Origin of the sequence: Streptomyces solicavernae (assembly GCF_029968095.1) — a bacterium.
Classification (GTDB): Bacteria; Actinomycetota; Actinomycetes; order Streptomycetales; family Streptomycetaceae; genus Streptomyces; species Streptomyces solicavernae.
Genome location: NZ_JASCIR010000034.1, coordinates 1 through 16,863, shown reverse-complemented (window position 1 = coordinate 16,863; position 16,863 = coordinate 1). Strand labels below are relative to the sequence as shown.

16 protein-coding genes are annotated in these 16,863 nt (G+C 70.9%); 13 read left to right on the top strand and 3 right to left on the bottom strand.

The features are described from left to right. Positions 1–32: 32 nt before the first annotated feature. Positions 33–701, top strand: a complete 669-nt coding sequence (locus QIS99_RS27305) for a ScbR family autoregulator-binding transcription factor (protein WP_282516344.1) — start codon at positions 33–35, stop codon at positions 699–701. Positions 702–738: 37 nt separating this feature from the next. Here the strand turns inward: QIS99_RS27305 and QIS99_RS27300 are convergent, their stop codons facing one another. Together QIS99_RS27300 and QIS99_RS27295 are read right to left on the bottom strand one after the other, a co-directional pair. Next, on the bottom strand, positions 739–1,503 hold the full coding sequence (locus tag QIS99_RS27300) for an SDR family NAD(P)-dependent oxidoreductase (protein ID WP_282516343.1): 765 nt from the start codon (positions 1,501–1,503) through the stop codon (positions 739–741). A gap of 80 nt (positions 1,504–1,583) precedes the next feature. Continuing rightward, a complete protein-coding gene (locus QIS99_RS27295; protein ID WP_282516342.1) occupies positions 1,584–2,297 on the bottom strand; it encodes a ScbR family autoregulator-binding transcription factor in 714 nt (237 codons plus the stop codon). Between the two features lie 688 nt (positions 2,298–2,985). On the opposite strand from QIS99_RS27295, the gene QIS99_RS27290 reads away from it, so the two are divergent. From QIS99_RS27290 to QIS99_RS27250, 9 genes are all read left to right on the top strand, one after another. Continuing rightward, positions 2,986–4,032, top strand: coding sequence for a ParB/RepB/Spo0J family partition protein (locus QIS99_RS27290; protein ID WP_282516341.1), 1,047 nt, complete (start codon positions 2,986–2,988; stop codon positions 4,030–4,032). A 112-nt stretch (positions 4,033–4,144) separates the two neighbouring features. Then, a complete protein-coding gene (locus QIS99_RS27285; RefSeq protein WP_282516340.1) occupies positions 4,145–5,293 on the top strand; it encodes an inositol-3-phosphate synthase in 1,149 nt (382 codons plus the stop codon). Continuing rightward, the gene (locus tag QIS99_RS27280) at positions 5,290–6,192 is read left to right on the top strand and encodes an SCO3242 family prenyltransferase (protein ID WP_282516339.1); all 903 of its coding nucleotides are present in this window, start codon (positions 5,290–5,292) and stop codon (positions 6,190–6,192) included. The genes QIS99_RS27285 and QIS99_RS27280 overlap by 4 nt, the downstream gene beginning before the upstream one ends. Beyond that, positions 6,189–7,151: a sugar phosphate isomerase/epimerase family protein gene (locus QIS99_RS27275; RefSeq protein WP_282516338.1), complete on the top strand. Its 963-nt coding sequence runs from the start codon at positions 6,189–6,191 to the stop codon at positions 7,149–7,151. Before QIS99_RS27280 ends, QIS99_RS27275 begins: the two co-directional genes overlap by 4 nt. Positions 7,152–7,260: 109 nt before the next feature. Next, on the top strand, positions 7,261–7,878 hold the full coding sequence (locus QIS99_RS27270; RefSeq protein WP_282516337.1) for an EboA domain-containing protein: 618 nt from the start codon (positions 7,261–7,263) through the stop codon (positions 7,876–7,878). Next, a complete protein-coding gene (locus QIS99_RS27265) occupies positions 7,878–8,726 on the top strand; it encodes a TatD family hydrolase (RefSeq protein WP_282516336.1) in 849 nt (282 codons plus the stop codon). Before QIS99_RS27270 ends, QIS99_RS27265 begins: the two co-directional genes overlap by 1 nt. A 3-nt stretch (positions 8,727–8,729) precedes the next feature. After that, positions 8,730–9,899: a metabolite traffic protein EboE gene (gene eboE, locus QIS99_RS27260; protein WP_282516335.1), complete on the top strand. Its 1,170-nt coding sequence runs from the start codon at positions 8,730–8,732 to the stop codon at positions 9,897–9,899. Beyond that, on the top strand, positions 9,896–11,281 hold the full coding sequence (locus QIS99_RS27255) for a nucleotide pyrophosphatase/phosphodiesterase family protein (RefSeq protein WP_282516334.1): 1,386 nt from the start codon (positions 9,896–9,898) through the stop codon (positions 11,279–11,281). The genes eboE and QIS99_RS27255 overlap by 4 nt, the downstream gene beginning before the upstream one ends. A 294-nt stretch (positions 11,282–11,575) precedes the next feature. After that, a complete protein-coding gene (locus QIS99_RS27250) occupies positions 11,576–12,646 on the top strand; it encodes a ScyD/ScyE family protein (RefSeq protein ID WP_282516333.1) in 1,071 nt (356 codons plus the stop codon). 64 nt (positions 12,647–12,710) lie between these two features. On the opposite strand, the gene QIS99_RS27245 is transcribed toward QIS99_RS27250, so the two are convergent. Further along, positions 12,711–13,274, bottom strand: coding sequence for a carboxymuconolactone decarboxylase family protein (locus QIS99_RS27245; protein WP_282516332.1), 564 nt, complete (start codon positions 13,272–13,274; stop codon positions 12,711–12,713). Between the two features lie 383 nt (positions 13,275–13,657). Between QIS99_RS27245 and QIS99_RS27240 the strand changes: the two genes are divergently transcribed. From QIS99_RS27240 to QIS99_RS27230, 3 genes are all read left to right on the top strand, one after another. Further along, a complete protein-coding gene (locus QIS99_RS27240; protein ID WP_282516331.1) occupies positions 13,658–14,572 on the top strand; it encodes an aromatic prenyltransferase in 915 nt (304 codons plus the stop codon). A gap of 117 nt (positions 14,573–14,689) precedes the next feature. Next, entirely contained in the window at positions 14,690–15,166 is a 477-nt protein-coding gene (locus QIS99_RS27235) for a carboxymuconolactone decarboxylase family protein (protein ID WP_282516330.1), read from the top strand. Between the two features lie 119 nt (positions 15,167–15,285). Then, on the top strand, positions 15,286–16,764 hold the full coding sequence (locus QIS99_RS27230) for an FAD-dependent monooxygenase (RefSeq protein ID WP_282516329.1): 1,479 nt from the start codon (positions 15,286–15,288) through the stop codon (positions 16,762–16,764). Positions 16,765–16,863: the final 99 nt, after the last annotated feature.

Below are 16,863 nucleotides of genomic sequence, written 5' to 3'. Positions count from 1 at the left end.
CTGGAACACAGCACTGACGCAAGGATGGTCTCGTGGCGCGACAAGAACGTGCAATCCGGACCCGCCGCGCCGTGCTGGAGGCCGCAGCGAAGGTGTTCGGGGAGTACGGCTACTCAGCAGCAACCGTGTCGGACATCCTCAAGGTCGCCGGCATGACCAAGGGCGCCCTGTACTTCCACTTCGACTCCAAGGAAGCCCTGGCACGAGGGATCATCGAAGCGCAGGTCGAGCAGCTCCTCCCGCCCCAGGACCTCAAGGTCCAGGAGTGGGTGGACCAGGGCATGATGCTCGCGTACCAGCTGCCGCGGGACCCGGTGGTGCATGCCGGCGCCGTGCTCTCGTCCGACCCTCTCGGCAGGGAACACTACGGCAGCGCCTGGCCCAAACTGATTGAGCGCTCGGTGCAGACGCTCGCCGAGGCCAAGGAACGCGGCGAGATCCACGGCCACGTCGTGCCGCAGCAGACCGGCGAGCTGCTGGCCAGCGCGTTCCACGGCGTGCAGCTCTTCTCTCAGCTCGAGGTCGGCCTGCGGGACATCGAGGTCCGGGTCTCCGGGCTGTACGAGCACATCATGCCCGCGATCGCCACGCCCGCCGTGCTCACCCGCCTTGACCTCTCCCCCGACCGCGGCGCACGCCTGTACGCGCAGATCCAGCCGCAGGACACACAGCAGCCCGCACCCGTCGCCACGGCCGGCTGAGCCCGCGGCCGGTCCCGGGGCGGGCCGTGACCGGCCCTCACCAGGCGGTGCGCCCGCCGTCCACGGGCAGGGTGGCTCCGGTGACGAACGAGCTGCGGTCGCTGCACAACCATGCGGCCGCCTCGGCGACCTCCTCCGGTGCTGCCATGCGGTTCTGCGGCGCGGACGCCTTGCTCCGGGCCTCCTGCCCGGGAACCCGGGCCAACCAGTCCTCGACCATTTCCGACCGCGTCAGTCCCGGGGCTATCGCGTTCACGCGGATGCCGTCAGCCGCGCACTCGACCGCGGCCGCCTTGGTCAGGCCGATCACGGCGTGCTTGGCCGCGATGTAGGGCGCGGGCACGGAACTCGCCACCAGACCGGCCACGCTGCTCGTGTTCACGATCGAGCCGCCGTGGGTCATCGCTCGGATCTGGTGGCGCAGGCAGTTCCACACCCCGCGCACATTGGTGTCCATGACCAGGTCGTACGTCGCGTCCTCGAGGAGGTGCAGCGGACCCAACTCCCCCCCGGCGCCTGCGTTGTTGAAGGCAACGTCGAGGCGCCCGTACGTCTCCACCGCGTGGGCGACGGCCTGTTCCACGTCGCCGGAGTCCTGGACGTCGCCCGCGCTGTACGAGGCCTGCGCGCCGCCCGCACGCAGTTCGGCCGAGAGCTCCTTGAGGCGGGCCTCGCGCCGGGCGACCAAGACCACCCGCGCCCCTTCGCGTGCGAACACGCGGGCCGCGGCGGCACCGATGCCGCTGCTCGCGCCGGTGATCAGGGCGACCTTCCCCTCGAGCGAACCCTGTGGCTGCGTCATGCTGCGCAATCTCCTATTCCGGCGGCTCGGTCCGGCTTCAGATGCCGCCTACGGCACTGTCGCGTCGTGCAGCGTAGCCTTCATGTCCGGTAGCCGGAGGCCGAATTGCCCGACCCGTCAGCGGAGTCCATGGCCGTGGCGCGTGCGGAGTCCGGCGTGCTCCACGGGAGTTCGTACGGTGCCCCTGTGCCGCCCGGATTGAGCCCGGCTGCGATCCGGGGGTCGGCCACCGCGGGAAGCAGCACCCTCCAGAAGCTGGTGAGCGGCCGGTCGGTCAGCCACCGCATCTCGGACCGGCTCAGCACCACGAGGCCGACCGTCGTGGTCACCACGGCGTTCACGACTCCCTCCGGCGCCACCCCCGGCGCGAGGGATTTCTCGTCCACCGCCCGGGCCACGAGCCCGTGCACGTAGGTCTGCCAGTTCCGGCAGAGGTCGGCTCGGCCACGCTGCCCCGCATCACAGCTCAACAGGAATCCGGCACGCACCACCACGTCCCACAGCAGCAGCTTGACCAGGCTGTGCGAGAGGTCCGTCAGATTCTGTAAAGCGCACGTGTCCCCCGACGGCAGGCTGTCCACCACGTCGCGCAGGGCGCGGGCGGCGGCGTTCTCCACGGCATCGGCCACATCGGCTTTCGTGTCGAAGTGGAAGTGCAGGGCACCACGACTGACCCCGGCGCCTGAACTGATGTCGTTCAGGCTGGCCTTCTCGTAGCCGTGCCGCTCGAACTGCTCGGCTGCCGAGCGGATGAGTGCGCTCTGGGTCCGGGCGGCCCGTTCCTGTTGGCTCACTGTTGACTCTCCCGCTGAAGAGGGGCTCTCCTGGCATATGAAACCAACTCGACGGTTTCAAATCCAGAGTTGAGGTGGACCAGGCGGACCAGGAGTTGCAGTGCGGCTCAATCTGCTCGGCGAGCGCCCACCCCGGAGGGCGCTCTCCACCTGGCCGGGTGGCTCGCGCGAGGGGCTGTTGACCATCCCGGCGCAGGGGCCGGAAGTAAAGGCTCCGGGCCATGGAGTCGACACGGAAGGGACCGCCCGCGTTACGCCCGCACCAAAAACAGCATAGGCGGTTTCTTAAGCCCTGATAAGCCCTCTCTGCGACTCCAAGACCCGATCACGTCGAGAGGCATACCTGCCAGCTTTTCATGCCCTTGAGCTGCGAACGTCGACTGCTTGGGCCGCACTTGAGAGTTTCTGCACCCTGGCTCGAAAGGGCAGCGCGCCGCATCATGCCCGGCACTGCGGCGCGCGGATGGGGTTTACAAAAAAACCGTCTGAACGGTACTCTCTTGGCTCTACGGCAGGTCAGACTCCGGCAACGGAGCACAAGTTTCCAGCCACCACACAGCGAATTCCAGCCTCCGTCCTGCCGCGACGGGAGGGTCATGAGGGCTCGCGGTGGCCGACGCCACCCATGGACGTATCCGGAAGACCTTCCACGCGCGCGCCAATAGAGATTGCTGTCAGGAGGGGCGAGTTGTCTCTGGCCGAAGAGCTGACGTACCCACACATCGACATCGCAGAGATGGATCCGTCGACCATCCCCATCGAAGCGCAGCCACTGACCGACGTACGAATCGACTCGCTCGTCCTGTCGGACTCCCCACGCCTGGACGCCGAGGATCCGGACCACGTACGGATGCTCGCTGAGGCCGGGGACTGTCTGCCTCCCATCACCGTGCACCGGCCCACCTTGCGCGTCATCGACGGGGCGCACCGGGTTCGCGCAGCCCTGCTCAACGGACGGACGGAGATCGCCGCGCGACTCCTCGACTGCGATCCGGCCGACGCCTTCGTCTTATCGGTCAAGGCCAACGTCACCCACGGCCTGCCGCTTTCGCGCGCCGACCGGGCTGCCGCGGCGACGCGCATCATCCTGACCCACCCGCAGTGGTCGGACTGCGCGATCGCCGCCGCCACCGGGATCTCCGACAAGACCGTCTCCCGCATCCGCGCACAGACTCCGGCCGGGGGCTCCGCGCAGTCCAGCACGCGGATCGGCCGGGACGGCCGGGTACGCCCCGTCGACAGCGCGGAACGCCGCCGCCACGCGGCCGCGATCTTCCTCGAACATCCCGAGGCCGGTCTGCGCGAGGTGGCCCGTGCCACCGGCCTCTCCCCCGCCACCGTGCGGGACGTACGCCAGCGCATCAGCCGAGGTGCGGACCCCGTACCGGGCCGCTACCGCACCACCCAGGACGAGAAGCCGGCCGAGTCCGCCCCTGCCGCTGCCGCGCCGACCCGGCAGCGTCCGTCGGCTCCCCCCGGCGTGGGGCGCGGCGCGGTCGCGGTGGACCGCCAGGAGCTGCTCGCCAAGCTCAGCGAGGACCCCTCGCTGCGGCACTCCGAAGCCGGGCGGACCGCCCTGCGCTGGCTGCACCACTACTCCGTCGACGGGGACAGCATCGAGAACCTCGGGCGCGGGCTGCCGCGCCATTGGGCCCCCAAAGTCGCCGACCTCGCCCGCAGCTGCGCGGCGACCTGGAGCGAGCTGGCTGCACAGCTCCAGGAACAGTCCGAATAGCGCGCCTGGACCGTCATCCGCGGTCGCGGGACGGCAGCGGCCCCGAACCGGGCCACCGCCGTGTCTTCGCACCCCTCGCTTGTCCGACCGAAGAACTTCAGGAGGCCTTTTCGTGTCCGAGCACGCAGAGACGACCGGTACCCCTGCCGTCCCCGAGGGCGGCACGGGTGTGTGGTTCATCGGAGCGCGCGGCTCCGTCGCCACGACCGCGGTCGCCGGTTGCGCCGCGCTCGCCGCCGGGCTGTGCCCGCCGACAGGCATGGTGACCGAGACCGAACCGTTCGCGTCCGCCGCTCTGCCCGCCCTGTCCTCCCTCGTCTTCGGCGGCCACGACACCGTCGACTGGCCGCTGCCCAAACGCGCCGAGGCCCTCACCGAGCAGGGCGTGCTGCCACACGGCCTCGCCCGCGCCGTGCACCGGGAACTGGCCACCGCCGACCGCGAGATAGCCGTCGGCGGACCTTCGGCCGGGGACATGCGCACCGACGAGGAGCTGACGGCAGCCTTCGCCTCCGACATCGAGGACTTCACCCGCCGCACCGGGGTCGCCCGGACCGTCGTCGTCAACGTCGCCTCGACCGAGCCCGCGCCCGCCCCGGAGGACCCCCGGCTGCCCACCAGCTCGCTGTACGCCGCGGCCGCCCTGCGCGCGGGCTGCGCCTATGTCAACTTCACCCCGTCGACCGGGATACGCCACCCGTTCCTTGTCGAGGCGGCCCGGGCAGCCGGAGTGCCGTACGCGGGCCGGGACGGCAAGACCGGGCAGACCCTGCTGCGGGCGGTGCTCGCGCCCATGTTCCACCAGCGCGCCCTGGACGTCCGGGCCTGGTCCGGCACCAATCTGCTCGGCGGGGGCGACGGGGCGGCACTCGCCGACTCCGCGGCCGCCAGGGCGAAGAACGCGGGCAAGAAGCAGGTCCTTGAGGACAACCTCGGCACACTGCCCCAGGGCGAGGTGCACATCGACGACGTACCCGCGCTCGGCGAGTGGAAGACCGCCTGGGACCACGTCGCCTTCGAGGGCTTCCTCGGCTCCCGGATGGTCCTGCAGACCATCTGGCAGGGGTGCGACTCAGCCCTGGCGGCTCCGCTCGTGCTCGACCTGGCCCGGCTCACCGCCCGCGCCCAGGAGGCCAGGATCTCCGGGAGTTTGCCGGAGCTCGGCTTCTACTTCAAGGATCCGGACGGCGGGTCCGCGGCACTCGCCGAGCAGTACGACAGCCTGATCGGCTTCGCCGCGCGCCTGCGGGAGGCCCGGTGAGCAGCCTCCGCGACTGGGCCGAACTCCTGCGGGTAACGGCCCTGTTCAGCGTCCCCGGCGATTCGCTCGCCGGGGCCGCGTCCGTCGGCCGGCCGGGCGCCCGTACCGCCCTCGCCGCCGGTGCGTCCCTGTGCCTGTACGAGGCAGGCATGGCCCTCAACGACTGGGCTGACCGTGCGGAGGACGCCGCCGAGCGTCCGCACCGGCCCCTTCCCTCGGGCCGTATCGCCCCCGGGCAGGCGCTGACGGCGGCGGCCGCACTGACCGCGGCCGGGTTCGGCCTCGCTCTCGCCGCGGGTCGGCCCGCCGCCGTCGCCGCCACCGCTCTGGCCGGCACCGTGTGGGCGTACGACCTGCGGCTCAAGCACACCGCCGCGGGCCCGGCCGCGATGGCAGCAGCCCGCGGCCTCGACCTGCTCCTCGGCGCCGTGGCGACCGCCGACTCGCCTGCATACCCAAGTGGTTCGGGTACGGCGGTGCGCCGCGCTCTGCTACCTGCCGCCGTGCTCGGGGCGCACACCTACGCCGTCACCGCCGTCTCCCGCACCGAGACCCGGGGCGGTGCGCCGGGCAGGCCGCTCGCCGCACTCGGGGCGACAGCCGCGATCGGCGCTCTGGCCGGTGCCGGGCCGTTTCGGCACGGGATCCGCTCGCCCCGGGCGCTGGCCCGCACCGCACTGGCCGGCGCCTACGTGACGACGGCCGCGCGGCCGTTCCTGCACGCCGCACTCAACCCGTCTCCGCCGCTGACCCAGCGGGCAGTCGGCAGCGGCATCCGCGCCATGATCCCGCTCCAGGCGGCCCTCGCGGCGCGCTCGGGTCCCCTCGCCCCCGCGGTGCTGCTCACCGGCCTCGTGCCCGTAGCCCGACGGCTGGCCCGGAAGGTGAGCCCCACATGAGCCTTACCTTCGGCTACGGCACCAACGGCCTGACCGATCTACGCCTCGACGACGCCCTCGGCCTGCTGGCCGACCTCGGCTACGACGGAGTCGGCCTGACCCTCGACCACATGCACCTCGACCCGCTCGGCCCGGGCCTTCCCGCCCGGGTCGCCCGGGTCTCGGACCGTCTTGACTCGCTCGGCCTCGGCGTCACCGTCGAGACCGGCGGCCGCTACGTTCTCGACCCCCGCCAGAAGCACGGTCCGACCCTGCTCGATCCGGATCCCGAGGCACGGGCGGCGCGGGCCGGGCTCCTGGTCACCGCGGTGCGGGTGGCCGCGGAACTCGGCGCTCACGCGGTGCACTGCTTCAGCGGCGTCCGGCCCGTGGGTGTCGATGAGAGCGCCGCCTGGGAGCTGCTCGCCGACGCGCTCGGACCGGTCCTCGATGCGGCGGAGACGGCCGGCGTCCCCCTCGCCGTAGAGCCCGAGCCCGGTCATCTGCTCGCCTCGCTCGCCGACTTCCACCGGCTGCGCGACCGGCTCGGCGACCATCCGCTGCTCGGGCTGACTCTCGACATCGGGCACTGCCAGTGCCTGGAGCCGCTGCCGCCGGCCGGCTGCGTCACCGCCGCGGCACCCTGGTTGCGGCATGTGCAGATCGAGGACATGCGGCGCGGTGTGCACGAGCACCTTCCCTTCGGGGAGGGCGAGATCGACTTCCCGCCCGTGCTCGCCGCGCTCGACGCCACCGGGTACCAAGGGCTGACCGTGGTCGAGCTGCCGCGCCACGCACACGCGGGACCGGAACTGGCCCGGTCCTCGCTGGAGTTCCTGCGCACCCGGCACACCGCACTCGAAGCGGATCGGTCCCCGGCCACCCCTGCCTCTCCCACGGGCGGTGCCCCCGGTCCGCGTACCTCGGCACGGCGGCTCCGTCTGCCCGGCACCGTACCGGTGAGGCAGCCCTCATGCTGACGGCCCGTGAGGAACTGCGGGCCCGTCTCGGTGCCAAGGCCGTCGCCTGTCTGGACTCGGCACCTCCCGACGGGCAACACCCCCGGCACCAAACCCATGAGGAAACCCCATGCTGACCACCCACGAGGAACTGCGCACCTGCCTCAGCACCAAGGCCAACGCCTGGCTGGACTCGGCACTCGCCGACGCCGACGACGCCGCGCGCCAAGGCCCGAACGGCCCTTCGGGCCGGGACATACCGCGGTGGGAGCTGCGGTTCGCGGCGGCGGGCCGGGAGTGCGGCGATCCTCAGGCGGCGCAGGCGGTCCGGGTGCTCCTGCTGCACACGGCCCGCCCGAACCCGGCCGACGTGGCCCGGCTCTACGCGCGGGGCACCGGCGACGAACGCCGCGCCGTGGTGGCTGCCCTGCCGTACCTCCCGCTCACCCCTGCCGAGGGTGTGCCGCTGATCGAGGACGCGCTGCGCAGCAATGACGTGCGCCTGATCGCGGCGGCCGTCGGCCCGTACGCCGCGGTGCTGGATGCCCACGCCTGGCGCCACGCCGTCCTGAAGTGCCTGTTCACCGGGGTGCCCCCGGCGGCCGTCGCCGGCCTCGCGGACCGGGCCCTGGGGGACGCAGAACTCGGCCGCATGCTGCGGGACTTCGCCGCCGAGCGCACCGCCGCCGGGCGGCCCGTCCCCGACGGCCTGACCCACGTACTCGCCCTGACGGCCAAGGGAGCCTGATGCGCATCTTCGACCCCCACATCCACATGACCTCGCGCACCACCGACGACTACCAGGCGATGCATGCGGCCGGGGTGCGCGCGCTGGTCGAACCCGCCTTCTGGCTGGGGCAGCCGCGCACCGCTCCGGAGAGCTTCCTCGACTACTTCGACTCCCTGCTGGGCTGGGAGCCGTTCAGGGCCGCGCAGTACGGCATCGCACACCACTGCACCCTGGCCCTCAACCCCAAGGAGGCGAACGACCCCCGCTGCACCCCCGTGCTCGAGGAACTGCCGCGCTATCTGGTCAAGGACGGCGTGGTCGCGGTCGGCGAGATCGGCTACGACTCGATGACACCGGCCGAGGACACGGCCCTGGCCGCGCAGCTGGACCTCGCCGCCGGGCACAGCCTGCCCGCCCTGGTGCACACCCCGCACCGCGACAAGCTCGCGGGCCTGCGCCGCACTCTCGACGTGGTGGCGGAGTCGCGGTTGCCGGTCGACCGAGTCCTGGTCGACCATCTCAACGAGACCACCGTCAAGGAGGCCAGGGAGTCGGGGTGCTGGCTCGGCTTCTCCGTCTACCCCGATACCAAGATGGACGAGCACCGCATGGTGGCCGTCCTGCGCGAGTACGGGCCCGAGCGTGTCCTGGTCAACTCGGCGGCCGACTGGGGAAACAGCGACCCGCTCACGACCCGCAAGGTCGGCGAGGCGATGCTCGCCGCGGGCTTCAGCGAGGACGACGTGGACCGGGTGCTGTGGCGCAACCCCGTCGCGTTCTTCGGACTGAGCGGCCGGCTCGCCCTGGACCCCGCGATGCCCGAGGCGCTGCACGAGGGCAACTCCATCCTGCGCGGGGGCGAGTGAGCCGTGCGCTTCTCGCACCCCGACGGCTCGACCGTGCACCTCGCGTACTGCACCAACGTCCACCCGGCCGAGACCCTCGACGGCGTTCTCGCGCAGCTCGCCGGCTACTGCGAGCCGGTCCGTCGCCGTCTGGGCACCGAGCGCCTGGGCATCGGGCTCTGGCTGGCACGCGATGCGGTCCGCGACCTGGGCGCCGACCCAGCAGCGCTGCGTCGGCTCCGCACCGAACTGGACCGGCTCGGCCTCGAGGTCGTCACCCTCAACGGCTTCCCCTACCAGGGCTTCGGCGCCCAGCAGGTCAAGTACCGGGTCTACCGCCCCGACTGGACCGAGCCGCAGCGCCTGGAGTACACGAGTGATCTGGCACGGCTGCTCGCCCAGCTGCTGCCACCGGACGTCACCGAAGGCACCGTCTCCACCCTGCCGCTGGCCTGGCGCACCGGCTTCGACGAGGCCGCGGCCGCGGCGGCGCACACGGCCCTGACCGAGCTGACCCGCCGCCTGGACCTGCTGGAGTGGGAGACCGGCCGCTCGATCAGAGTCGCTGTGGAGCCGGAGCCGGGCTGCGTCATCGAGACCACCACGGACGCGCTCGCTCCGCTCGGCGCACTGCCCGGCCACCGCATCGGCTTGTGCCTGGACACCTGCCACCTCGCGACGAGTTTCGAGGAGCCCTCGGCGGCCCTGGCCGACCTGGAGCGGGCAGGCGTCGAGGTGGTCAAGGTGCAGCTCTCCGCGGCGCTGCACGCCGGCGATCCCCGGGACCCGGCGGTCCGTTCGGCGCTCGCCGCCTTCGACGAGCCGAGGTTCCTGCACCAGACCCGGACCAGGACGGACGGGATGCTGCACGGCACCGACGACCTCGGGCAGGCCCTGGCCCCGGGCGCGCTGCCGGACAACGCGCCCTGGCGCGCCCACTTCCACGTACCGCTGCACGCTCCGCCCGCGCCGCCACTGGCCTCCACCCTCGACGTGCTGGGCGAGACACTCGCTCAATTGGTCGGCGGCACCACAGCGCGCAGCCGGCACTTCGAGGTCGAGACGTACACCTGGCAGGCGCTGCCAGCCGCGGCGAGGCCGACCACCGACGCACAGCTCGCGGACGGGATCGCCGCCGAACTCTCCCTGGTACGCGATCTGTTGACCGGACTCGGACTCAAGGAGCAGCTGTGACGACGACCCGCCCCACACCCCTGCTCGTCCTGGATGTAGTGGGCCTGACCCCCGCACTCCTGGAGCACATGCCGCGCCTGAAGGCGCTCGGCGCCAGCGGTTCGCGCGCCGGACTCGGCACCGTCCTTCCCGCCGTCACCTGCGCCGCCCAGTCGACATTCCTGACCGGCACGCTCCCCGCCGAGCACGGCATCGTGGGCAACGGCTGGTACTTCCGCGAACTCGGCGAGGTCCTGCTGTGGCGCCAGCACAACCGGCTGGTAGCCGGGGACAAGCTCTGGGACGCTGCGCGACGCGCGTATCCCGGCTACACGGTCGCCAACGTCTGCTGGTGGTACGCGATGGGCGCGGACACCGACTTCACGGTCACCCCGCGCCCGGTCTACTACGCCGACGGGCGCAAGGAACCCGACTGCTACACCCGGCCTCCCGGCCTGCACGACGAACTCCAGGCCGAACTGGGCACGTTCCCTCTGTTCCGCTTCTGGGGGCCCACCGCCGACCTGGTGTCCAGCCAGTGGATCATCGACGCGACCCGGCATCTCAACCGGACCCGGCATCCTGACCTGACGCTGTGTTACGTGCCGCATCTCGACTACGACCTCCAGCGCTTCGGCCCCGGCGACCCGCGTTCGATACGGGCTGCCGCCGACCTGGACACGGCGCTCGCCCCGCTGCTCGACGAGGCCGAGGCGGAGGGCCGCACCGTGGTCGTCCTCTCCGAGTACGGCATCAGCGAGGTCAGCCGGCCCGTCGACATCAACCGGGCGCTGCGGCACGCCGGTTACCTGGAGGTGCACACTCAGGACGGCATGGAGTACCTGGACACCATGGCCTCGCGTGCGTTCGCGGTCGCCGACCACCAGCTGGCACACGTGTATGTGCGAAGGCCGGGGGACCTGGCCGGGGTGCGGGAGGTTCTCGACGACCTCGCCGGAGTGGGTGAACTGCTCGGCGACGAGGGCAAGAAGCAGCACGGGCTTGACCACCCGCGCTCCGGTGAGCTCGTCGCCGTCGCCGAACAGGACGCCTGGTTCACGTACTACTACTGGCTCGACGACGCCAGCGCCCCCGACTTCGCGCAGCTCGTCGAGATCCACCGCAAGCCCGGCTATGACCCGGCCGAACTGTTCATGGACCCGCTCGATCCGTACGTGAAGGCCAGGGCGGTCGGCGCGCTGGCCCGCAAGAAGCTCGGCATGCGCTACCGGATGGCCGTCGTCCCTCTCGACCCCGCGCCGGTGCGCGGCAGTCACGGCAGGCTGCCCGCGCGCCCGGAGGACGGGCCGGTGCTGCTCTGTTCGCGGCCCGGTGGGGTCGCGGGCACAGTGGCCGCCACCGAAGTGAAGTCGCTGCTGCTGCGGCTGGCGGGGCTCGGCTGACATGACACCTCACAGCGCAACGGCAGCGCCGTACTCAACTGGGCGAGATGCGAGAGGGTACCTCCCGGAATGGCGCCCAACTCCGGTTCCTGTCCCCGACTTTCGTTGAATGCATGGGGCACGGGTTTCGTCCGCAGACCCCCTCGGGCCGGAGTTTCCCGGATTCCCGAGGAACCGGTGAACAACCGCGGAATTTCCGATGTTGCACACTCCATTCCGGCCAATTCCTGTGTCTACGGTGATGCCGGTTTGATTCGCTCCTGACTGCGGGGGCGAGCCAAGTTGAGGAGAGACATGTCGAAAATAAGCAAGTCTTGGGCGGGGGCCTTTCTGGCAGCGGCAGTCGCGGGCGGCCTCACGGTGATACCGACCCTGAGCCAGGCTGCGCCCCAGGACGCGGTGAAGGTCGAAGCCGTCGCGTCCGGTCTGAAGAACCCGCGTGACGTCGCGATCCAGTCCGACGGCTCCATCCTGATCGCGGAGTCCGGCAGCGGTCCGGCCGACGCCTGCACGGAGCCTGGCTCCCAGTGCCTGGGCTTCACCGGCTCCGTCTACCGGATCAAGGGCTCGGACAAGGGCCGCGTCGTCACCGGCCTGCCCTCCAAGAGGATCGTCCGTGCCGACGGCAGCAGCGTGATCGCCGGGGCGAACGACGTCCAGTCCGCCGGCGGTGGCCGCTACCGGGTGACCTACAGCCTGAGCGGCACCGCCGCCAACCGCAAGGAACTCGGAGCGGGTGCCGAGCCGCTCGGCACGCTGGCCATCGCCAAGGGCAAGGTCCTCGGCGACCTGACCGTGCACGAGAGCAGCAACAACCCCGACGGCGGCGAAGTCCTGTCCAACCCGCAGCGGGCGGTCACGGTCGGCAGCGACCACCTGGTCGTCGACGCTGCCGCGAACACCCTGCTGCGGGTAGCCTCGAACGGCACCGTGAAGACAGAGTTCGTCTTCCCGAAGAACGGGAGCTCCGAGGCGGTCCCGACCAGCATCGTGAAGGGCTCGGGCGGCGCGTACTACATCTCCGACATGAGCGGCATCGGCAAGGGGCTCAGCCGCGTCTGGCGCTGGGAGCCGGGCAGCGATCCGACCGTCTTCACCACGGGCATGACGGGCGTCATCGACCTCGCCGTCCAGCCTGACGGCAACCTGGTCGCACTCTCGTACGCGACCGGCGACTCGGTGAGCCAGCCCAACACCGGTGCCCTGACCCGGATCGACAAGTCCACCGGCGCCCTCACGCCGATCGATGCCGGCACCACGCTGAACCTGCCCACAGGCCTGGACATCGCGTCGAGCGGTGAGCTGTACGTCACCAACAACACGCTGTCCGACAACGGAGAGCTCCTGAAGATCCCGGCTCCCTGACCCGGTCCGGCCCGGCAGGCCCGCACCACCGGATCCCCCCGCGTCCGTGGTGCGGGTCTGCGCGTCATCCGGCGTTCTCGGGGCGCGCGGCCAGCGGAACCTCGCAGGTCTCGGAGAAGCCCTGGGACTGGATCCCGAGCGCGTTGTTGTTCCGGGTGGCCAGGTTGGCGAAGGCGATGAATGCGGTGAGCTCGACCAGGCCGGCCTCGCCGAGCGCGTCGAGCAGCCGCGCGGACAGCTCGTCCGTGACGGTCGGAGGGGTGCTCGTCATCGCCTCGGCGTACTCGAGGACGTCCCGCTCCAGCGGCGTGAACACGTCCACCGCCCGCCAGTTGGGCACCTGGCTCGCCTTGGCCGGGTCGAGGCTCTGGTTCAGCGCCTGGAAGTAGTTGATGTCCAGGCACCAGTTGCAGCCGACCTGGGCCGCGACGGCCATGTGCGCGAACGTCTTGAGGCTCTCGTCGACCGCGTCCCACTCGTTCGCACTGCCGCCGAGCGCCAGGGTGGACTCGGCCACCTTGGGGTTGTGCCACGCCACCGCGACGGGCTCCGGCACGACGCCGTAAGCCTTGGTCAGGTCTTCCGTGAGCTCGTCGGAGAGCTCCGCCTTAGGAACGCGCAGTGCCATGGTGTTCTCCCTCTGCGTTGTACGTGCGACGGCTCGATTGTTCGTGGAGGCCTCTCGAGGAATGGTTGAGTCCGGCACGATCTCGTCACGTGACCCACCTCACTTCGCGGTGGACTTGGCGGGGCGACGCCCCTCATGTCACTCTTCCAGCACGCCAGCCCTGCCCAAAAACAGTTGAGGGCAGCTGAGTTGAGCGCCGCAGCCCCTGGCGGTCGGCCCTTTCGCCGGCCACGGTGAAGGCCGGCTTCGAAGCTGTCTCACTCCCTTCGCACAGCCCGCCCCTGCCTGCGCTGCGTCCCCGCGTCCTGCGTCATGCCTCATCCGGCCCCCTGCGCGCCGAAGCCTGCCGCAACCAGGAACCGTTAGGCACTTGGAGGAGAGAAATGTCTGGAGCCACCGCAGCCGAAGACGTGTACGCCACCATCGAGGAGTCGGCCCGGCTGCTGGGGGTGGACTGCGCACGCGAGAAGATCTGGCCGATCCTGACCGCGTACGGCCAGGGCCTCGCGGATGCCGGGATGGTGCTGAGCGTGGCGACGGGCGCGACCCCCCCGGCCGACCTCGACTACACCATCACGGTGCCGGCCGGCGGCCCCGACCCGTATGCCGTCGCGCTGTCCGAGGGCTTCGTCACGGAGCAGGACCACCCCGTTGCGCACCTGCTCGAGGACCTGGGGGCCCGCGTGCCCGTCAGTGAGTACTTCATCGACGGCGGCATCGTCAGCGGCTTCAGCAAGGTCTACGCGCACTTCCCGGGCACACCTCTCACCGTGTCGCAGCTCGCGGACATCCCCTCCATACCGCCCTCCATCACCGACAACGCGGACCTGTTCGCGCGGCACCACCTGGGCAACGTGGCGATGCTGGGGGTCAACTACCAGAGCAGAACGGTCAATCTGTACTTCGCCCACCTGCCCGAGGCCTTCCGCTCAGCGCACAACATCCGGTCGCTCAACCGCGAACTGGGCCTGCCGGAACCGCAGGGGCCCTCGCTCGCGTTCGCGCAGCGGTCGTTCCGCTCCTATGTCACGCTCGGCTGGGAGTCCCCGCGGATCGAGAAGATCTGCTACGCGCCCGCGCCGGTCCGCGACTGGGATCCGTCGGCGCTTCCCGTTCCTCTCGACCCGCGGATCGAGAAGTTCGTACGGAGCACACGGTGCACGTACTCCGACCGTCCGTTCGTGATCGCGGCCCTGAAGTGGTCTGCGTCGGGGCAGCACCTGAATCTCGGCCCGTACATCCGGCTCTCGCCGCTGCTGCGGAATCTGCTGCACGAAGTCACCGGGGAATTGCTGTGAGCCCGGCCGCCGCCCATAAGGGTATGTGACGCACATCACTTCCGGCGACCTCACACTTTCTGGGGCTACGTCGTCGGAAGGGTGTAGCGGTAACCAAGACACATTAGGGAGTTCATGATGACTGCGCGTGTGAATCTTTTCGGCAGCGAGATCGCCGGTAAGGCCATGAAGGGCATCAACACGGCGAGCTTGGCCGTTATCAACAGCGGCCTGCTGCCCAAGGCCACGATCGACCTGGTGCTGCTGCGCGCCAGCCAGGTCAACGGCTGTGGCTTCTGCACGGACATCCACAGCAAGGACCTGGCGCACGCCGGCGAGAGCGCGACGCGAGTCAACCTGGTCGCGGTGTGGCGCGAGGCCACTGTGTTCACCGAGGCCGAGCGTGCCGCCCTTGAACTGGCCGAGCAGGGCACCCGGATCGCCGACGGCGCCGGAGGTGTGCCGGACGAGGTGTGGACGAACGCGTCCAAGCACTACGACGAGGAGCAGCTGGCCGCGCTGACCTGCCTCATCGCGCTGATCAACGCCAGCAATCGGCTCGGCGTCATCGCCGGTATCCCGGGCGGCAACTACACGCCCGGCCAGCACGGCTGAGCACCCTGCGGCACCAGCAGCACGATGCCCCGGCCACCGACAGCGGTGCCCGGGGCATCGCGCTGCCCGCTCTCTTCACGCCCCACCGAGAACGTGACAGACATGAGGAAGGAACTGACATGGCCAAGAAACTGGATGCGGACGTCATCGTCGTCGGAGGCGGTCCTACCGGTCTGATGCTGGCCGGAGAACTGCGCCTGGGCGGGGCGAGCGTCATCGTGGCCGAGGCACTGGAGCGACCCAGTGGTGAGTCGCGCGCGCTCGGTTTCACCACGCGTGCTCTGGAGTCGTTCGACCAGCGCGGTCTCGTCGAACGCTTCCCCGGTCTGGAGACCAGCCCGATGGGGCACTTCGGTGGTATCCCGTTCGACTACACCGTGCTCGAGGACGCGAACTTCGGGGCACGGGGTACCCCGCAGTCCCAGACCGAGGCCGTCCTCGAACAGTGGGCGGTCTCGCTCGGCGCCGACCTGCGCCGCGGCCGTACTTTCCTGTCCCTGGAGCAGGACGAGGACGGCGTCTCGATCACCGTGGCCACGGCCGGGGGCGGGCAGGAGGAGCTGCGGGGCCGGTACCTGGTGGGCGCCGACGGCGCCCGCAGCGCGGTGCGCAAGGCTGCAGGGATCGACTTCCCCGGTACGTCAGGGAGTCAGGTCATGCACCTCGCCGACGTGGTCGGCTGCGGGGTGCGGCCCCGCCCGCACGGCGAGCGGCTGCCCGGCGGTCTGGTGCAGGTCTTCCAACTGCCCGGCGACGTGGAACGCATCATCCTGTCCGAGTACGACACCTCGCTCCTGGGCGCCGGCGAGAACGTCGAGTTCGCGGATGTCGCCGCGGCGTGGAAGCGGGTGACCGGCGAGGACATCTCGGGCGGCACCGCGCAGTGGGTCAGCTCCTTCACCGACGCCACCCGGCAGGCCGCCGATTACCGACGCGGCCGGGTCCTGCTAGCCGGGGACGCGGCGCACATCCATCTGCCCGTGGGCGGTCAAGGGATGAGCGCAGGTATCCAGGACGCAGTCAACCTGGGCTGGAAGCTCGCCGCCACCGTCGGGGGCTGGGCGCCCGGAGGGCTGCTCGACACATACCACTCGGAGCGCCACCCGGTAGGCGCGCGGCTCCTGTCGAACACCCGGGCCCAGGGGCAGGCCATCTTCGGCGGTGACGAGTCCCAGGCGCTGCGCGAGCTGTTCGCCGAACTCCTGACGCTCGACGACGTCAAGCGTCAACTGGCAGGTGCGGTCAGCCACATCGACATCCGTTACGACATCGACGCGGAGGGCCACCCACTCGCCGGCCGCCGGCTGCCGCCGCGCACGCTGGACACCGCGAGCGGCCCGGTCCGCACTCCCGAGCTGCTGCGCTCGGCGCAGGGTGTCCTGCTGGACCTGGCCGACAACTCGGCACTACGGGCAACCGCGGCCGGCTGGAAGGCCCGGGTCACCACCGTCACCGGCGCGCCGGCGTCGGCGGAGACCTTCGGCGGCGCCACTGCCCTGCTGGTGAGGCCTGACGGCTACATCGCCTGGGCGGGCAGCGACCCCGACGCCCTCTCCCGCGCGCTGCAGCGCTGGTTCGGAAGCGCCGGGCCGGCCTGACCGAACGCGCCCCACCTGCAAGCAGACGGTCCGGGCCGGCGGCCAAGATGCCACTCGGCCCGGACCGTCCGCGTCCGGCTGCCCTGGACCGCTCACGGC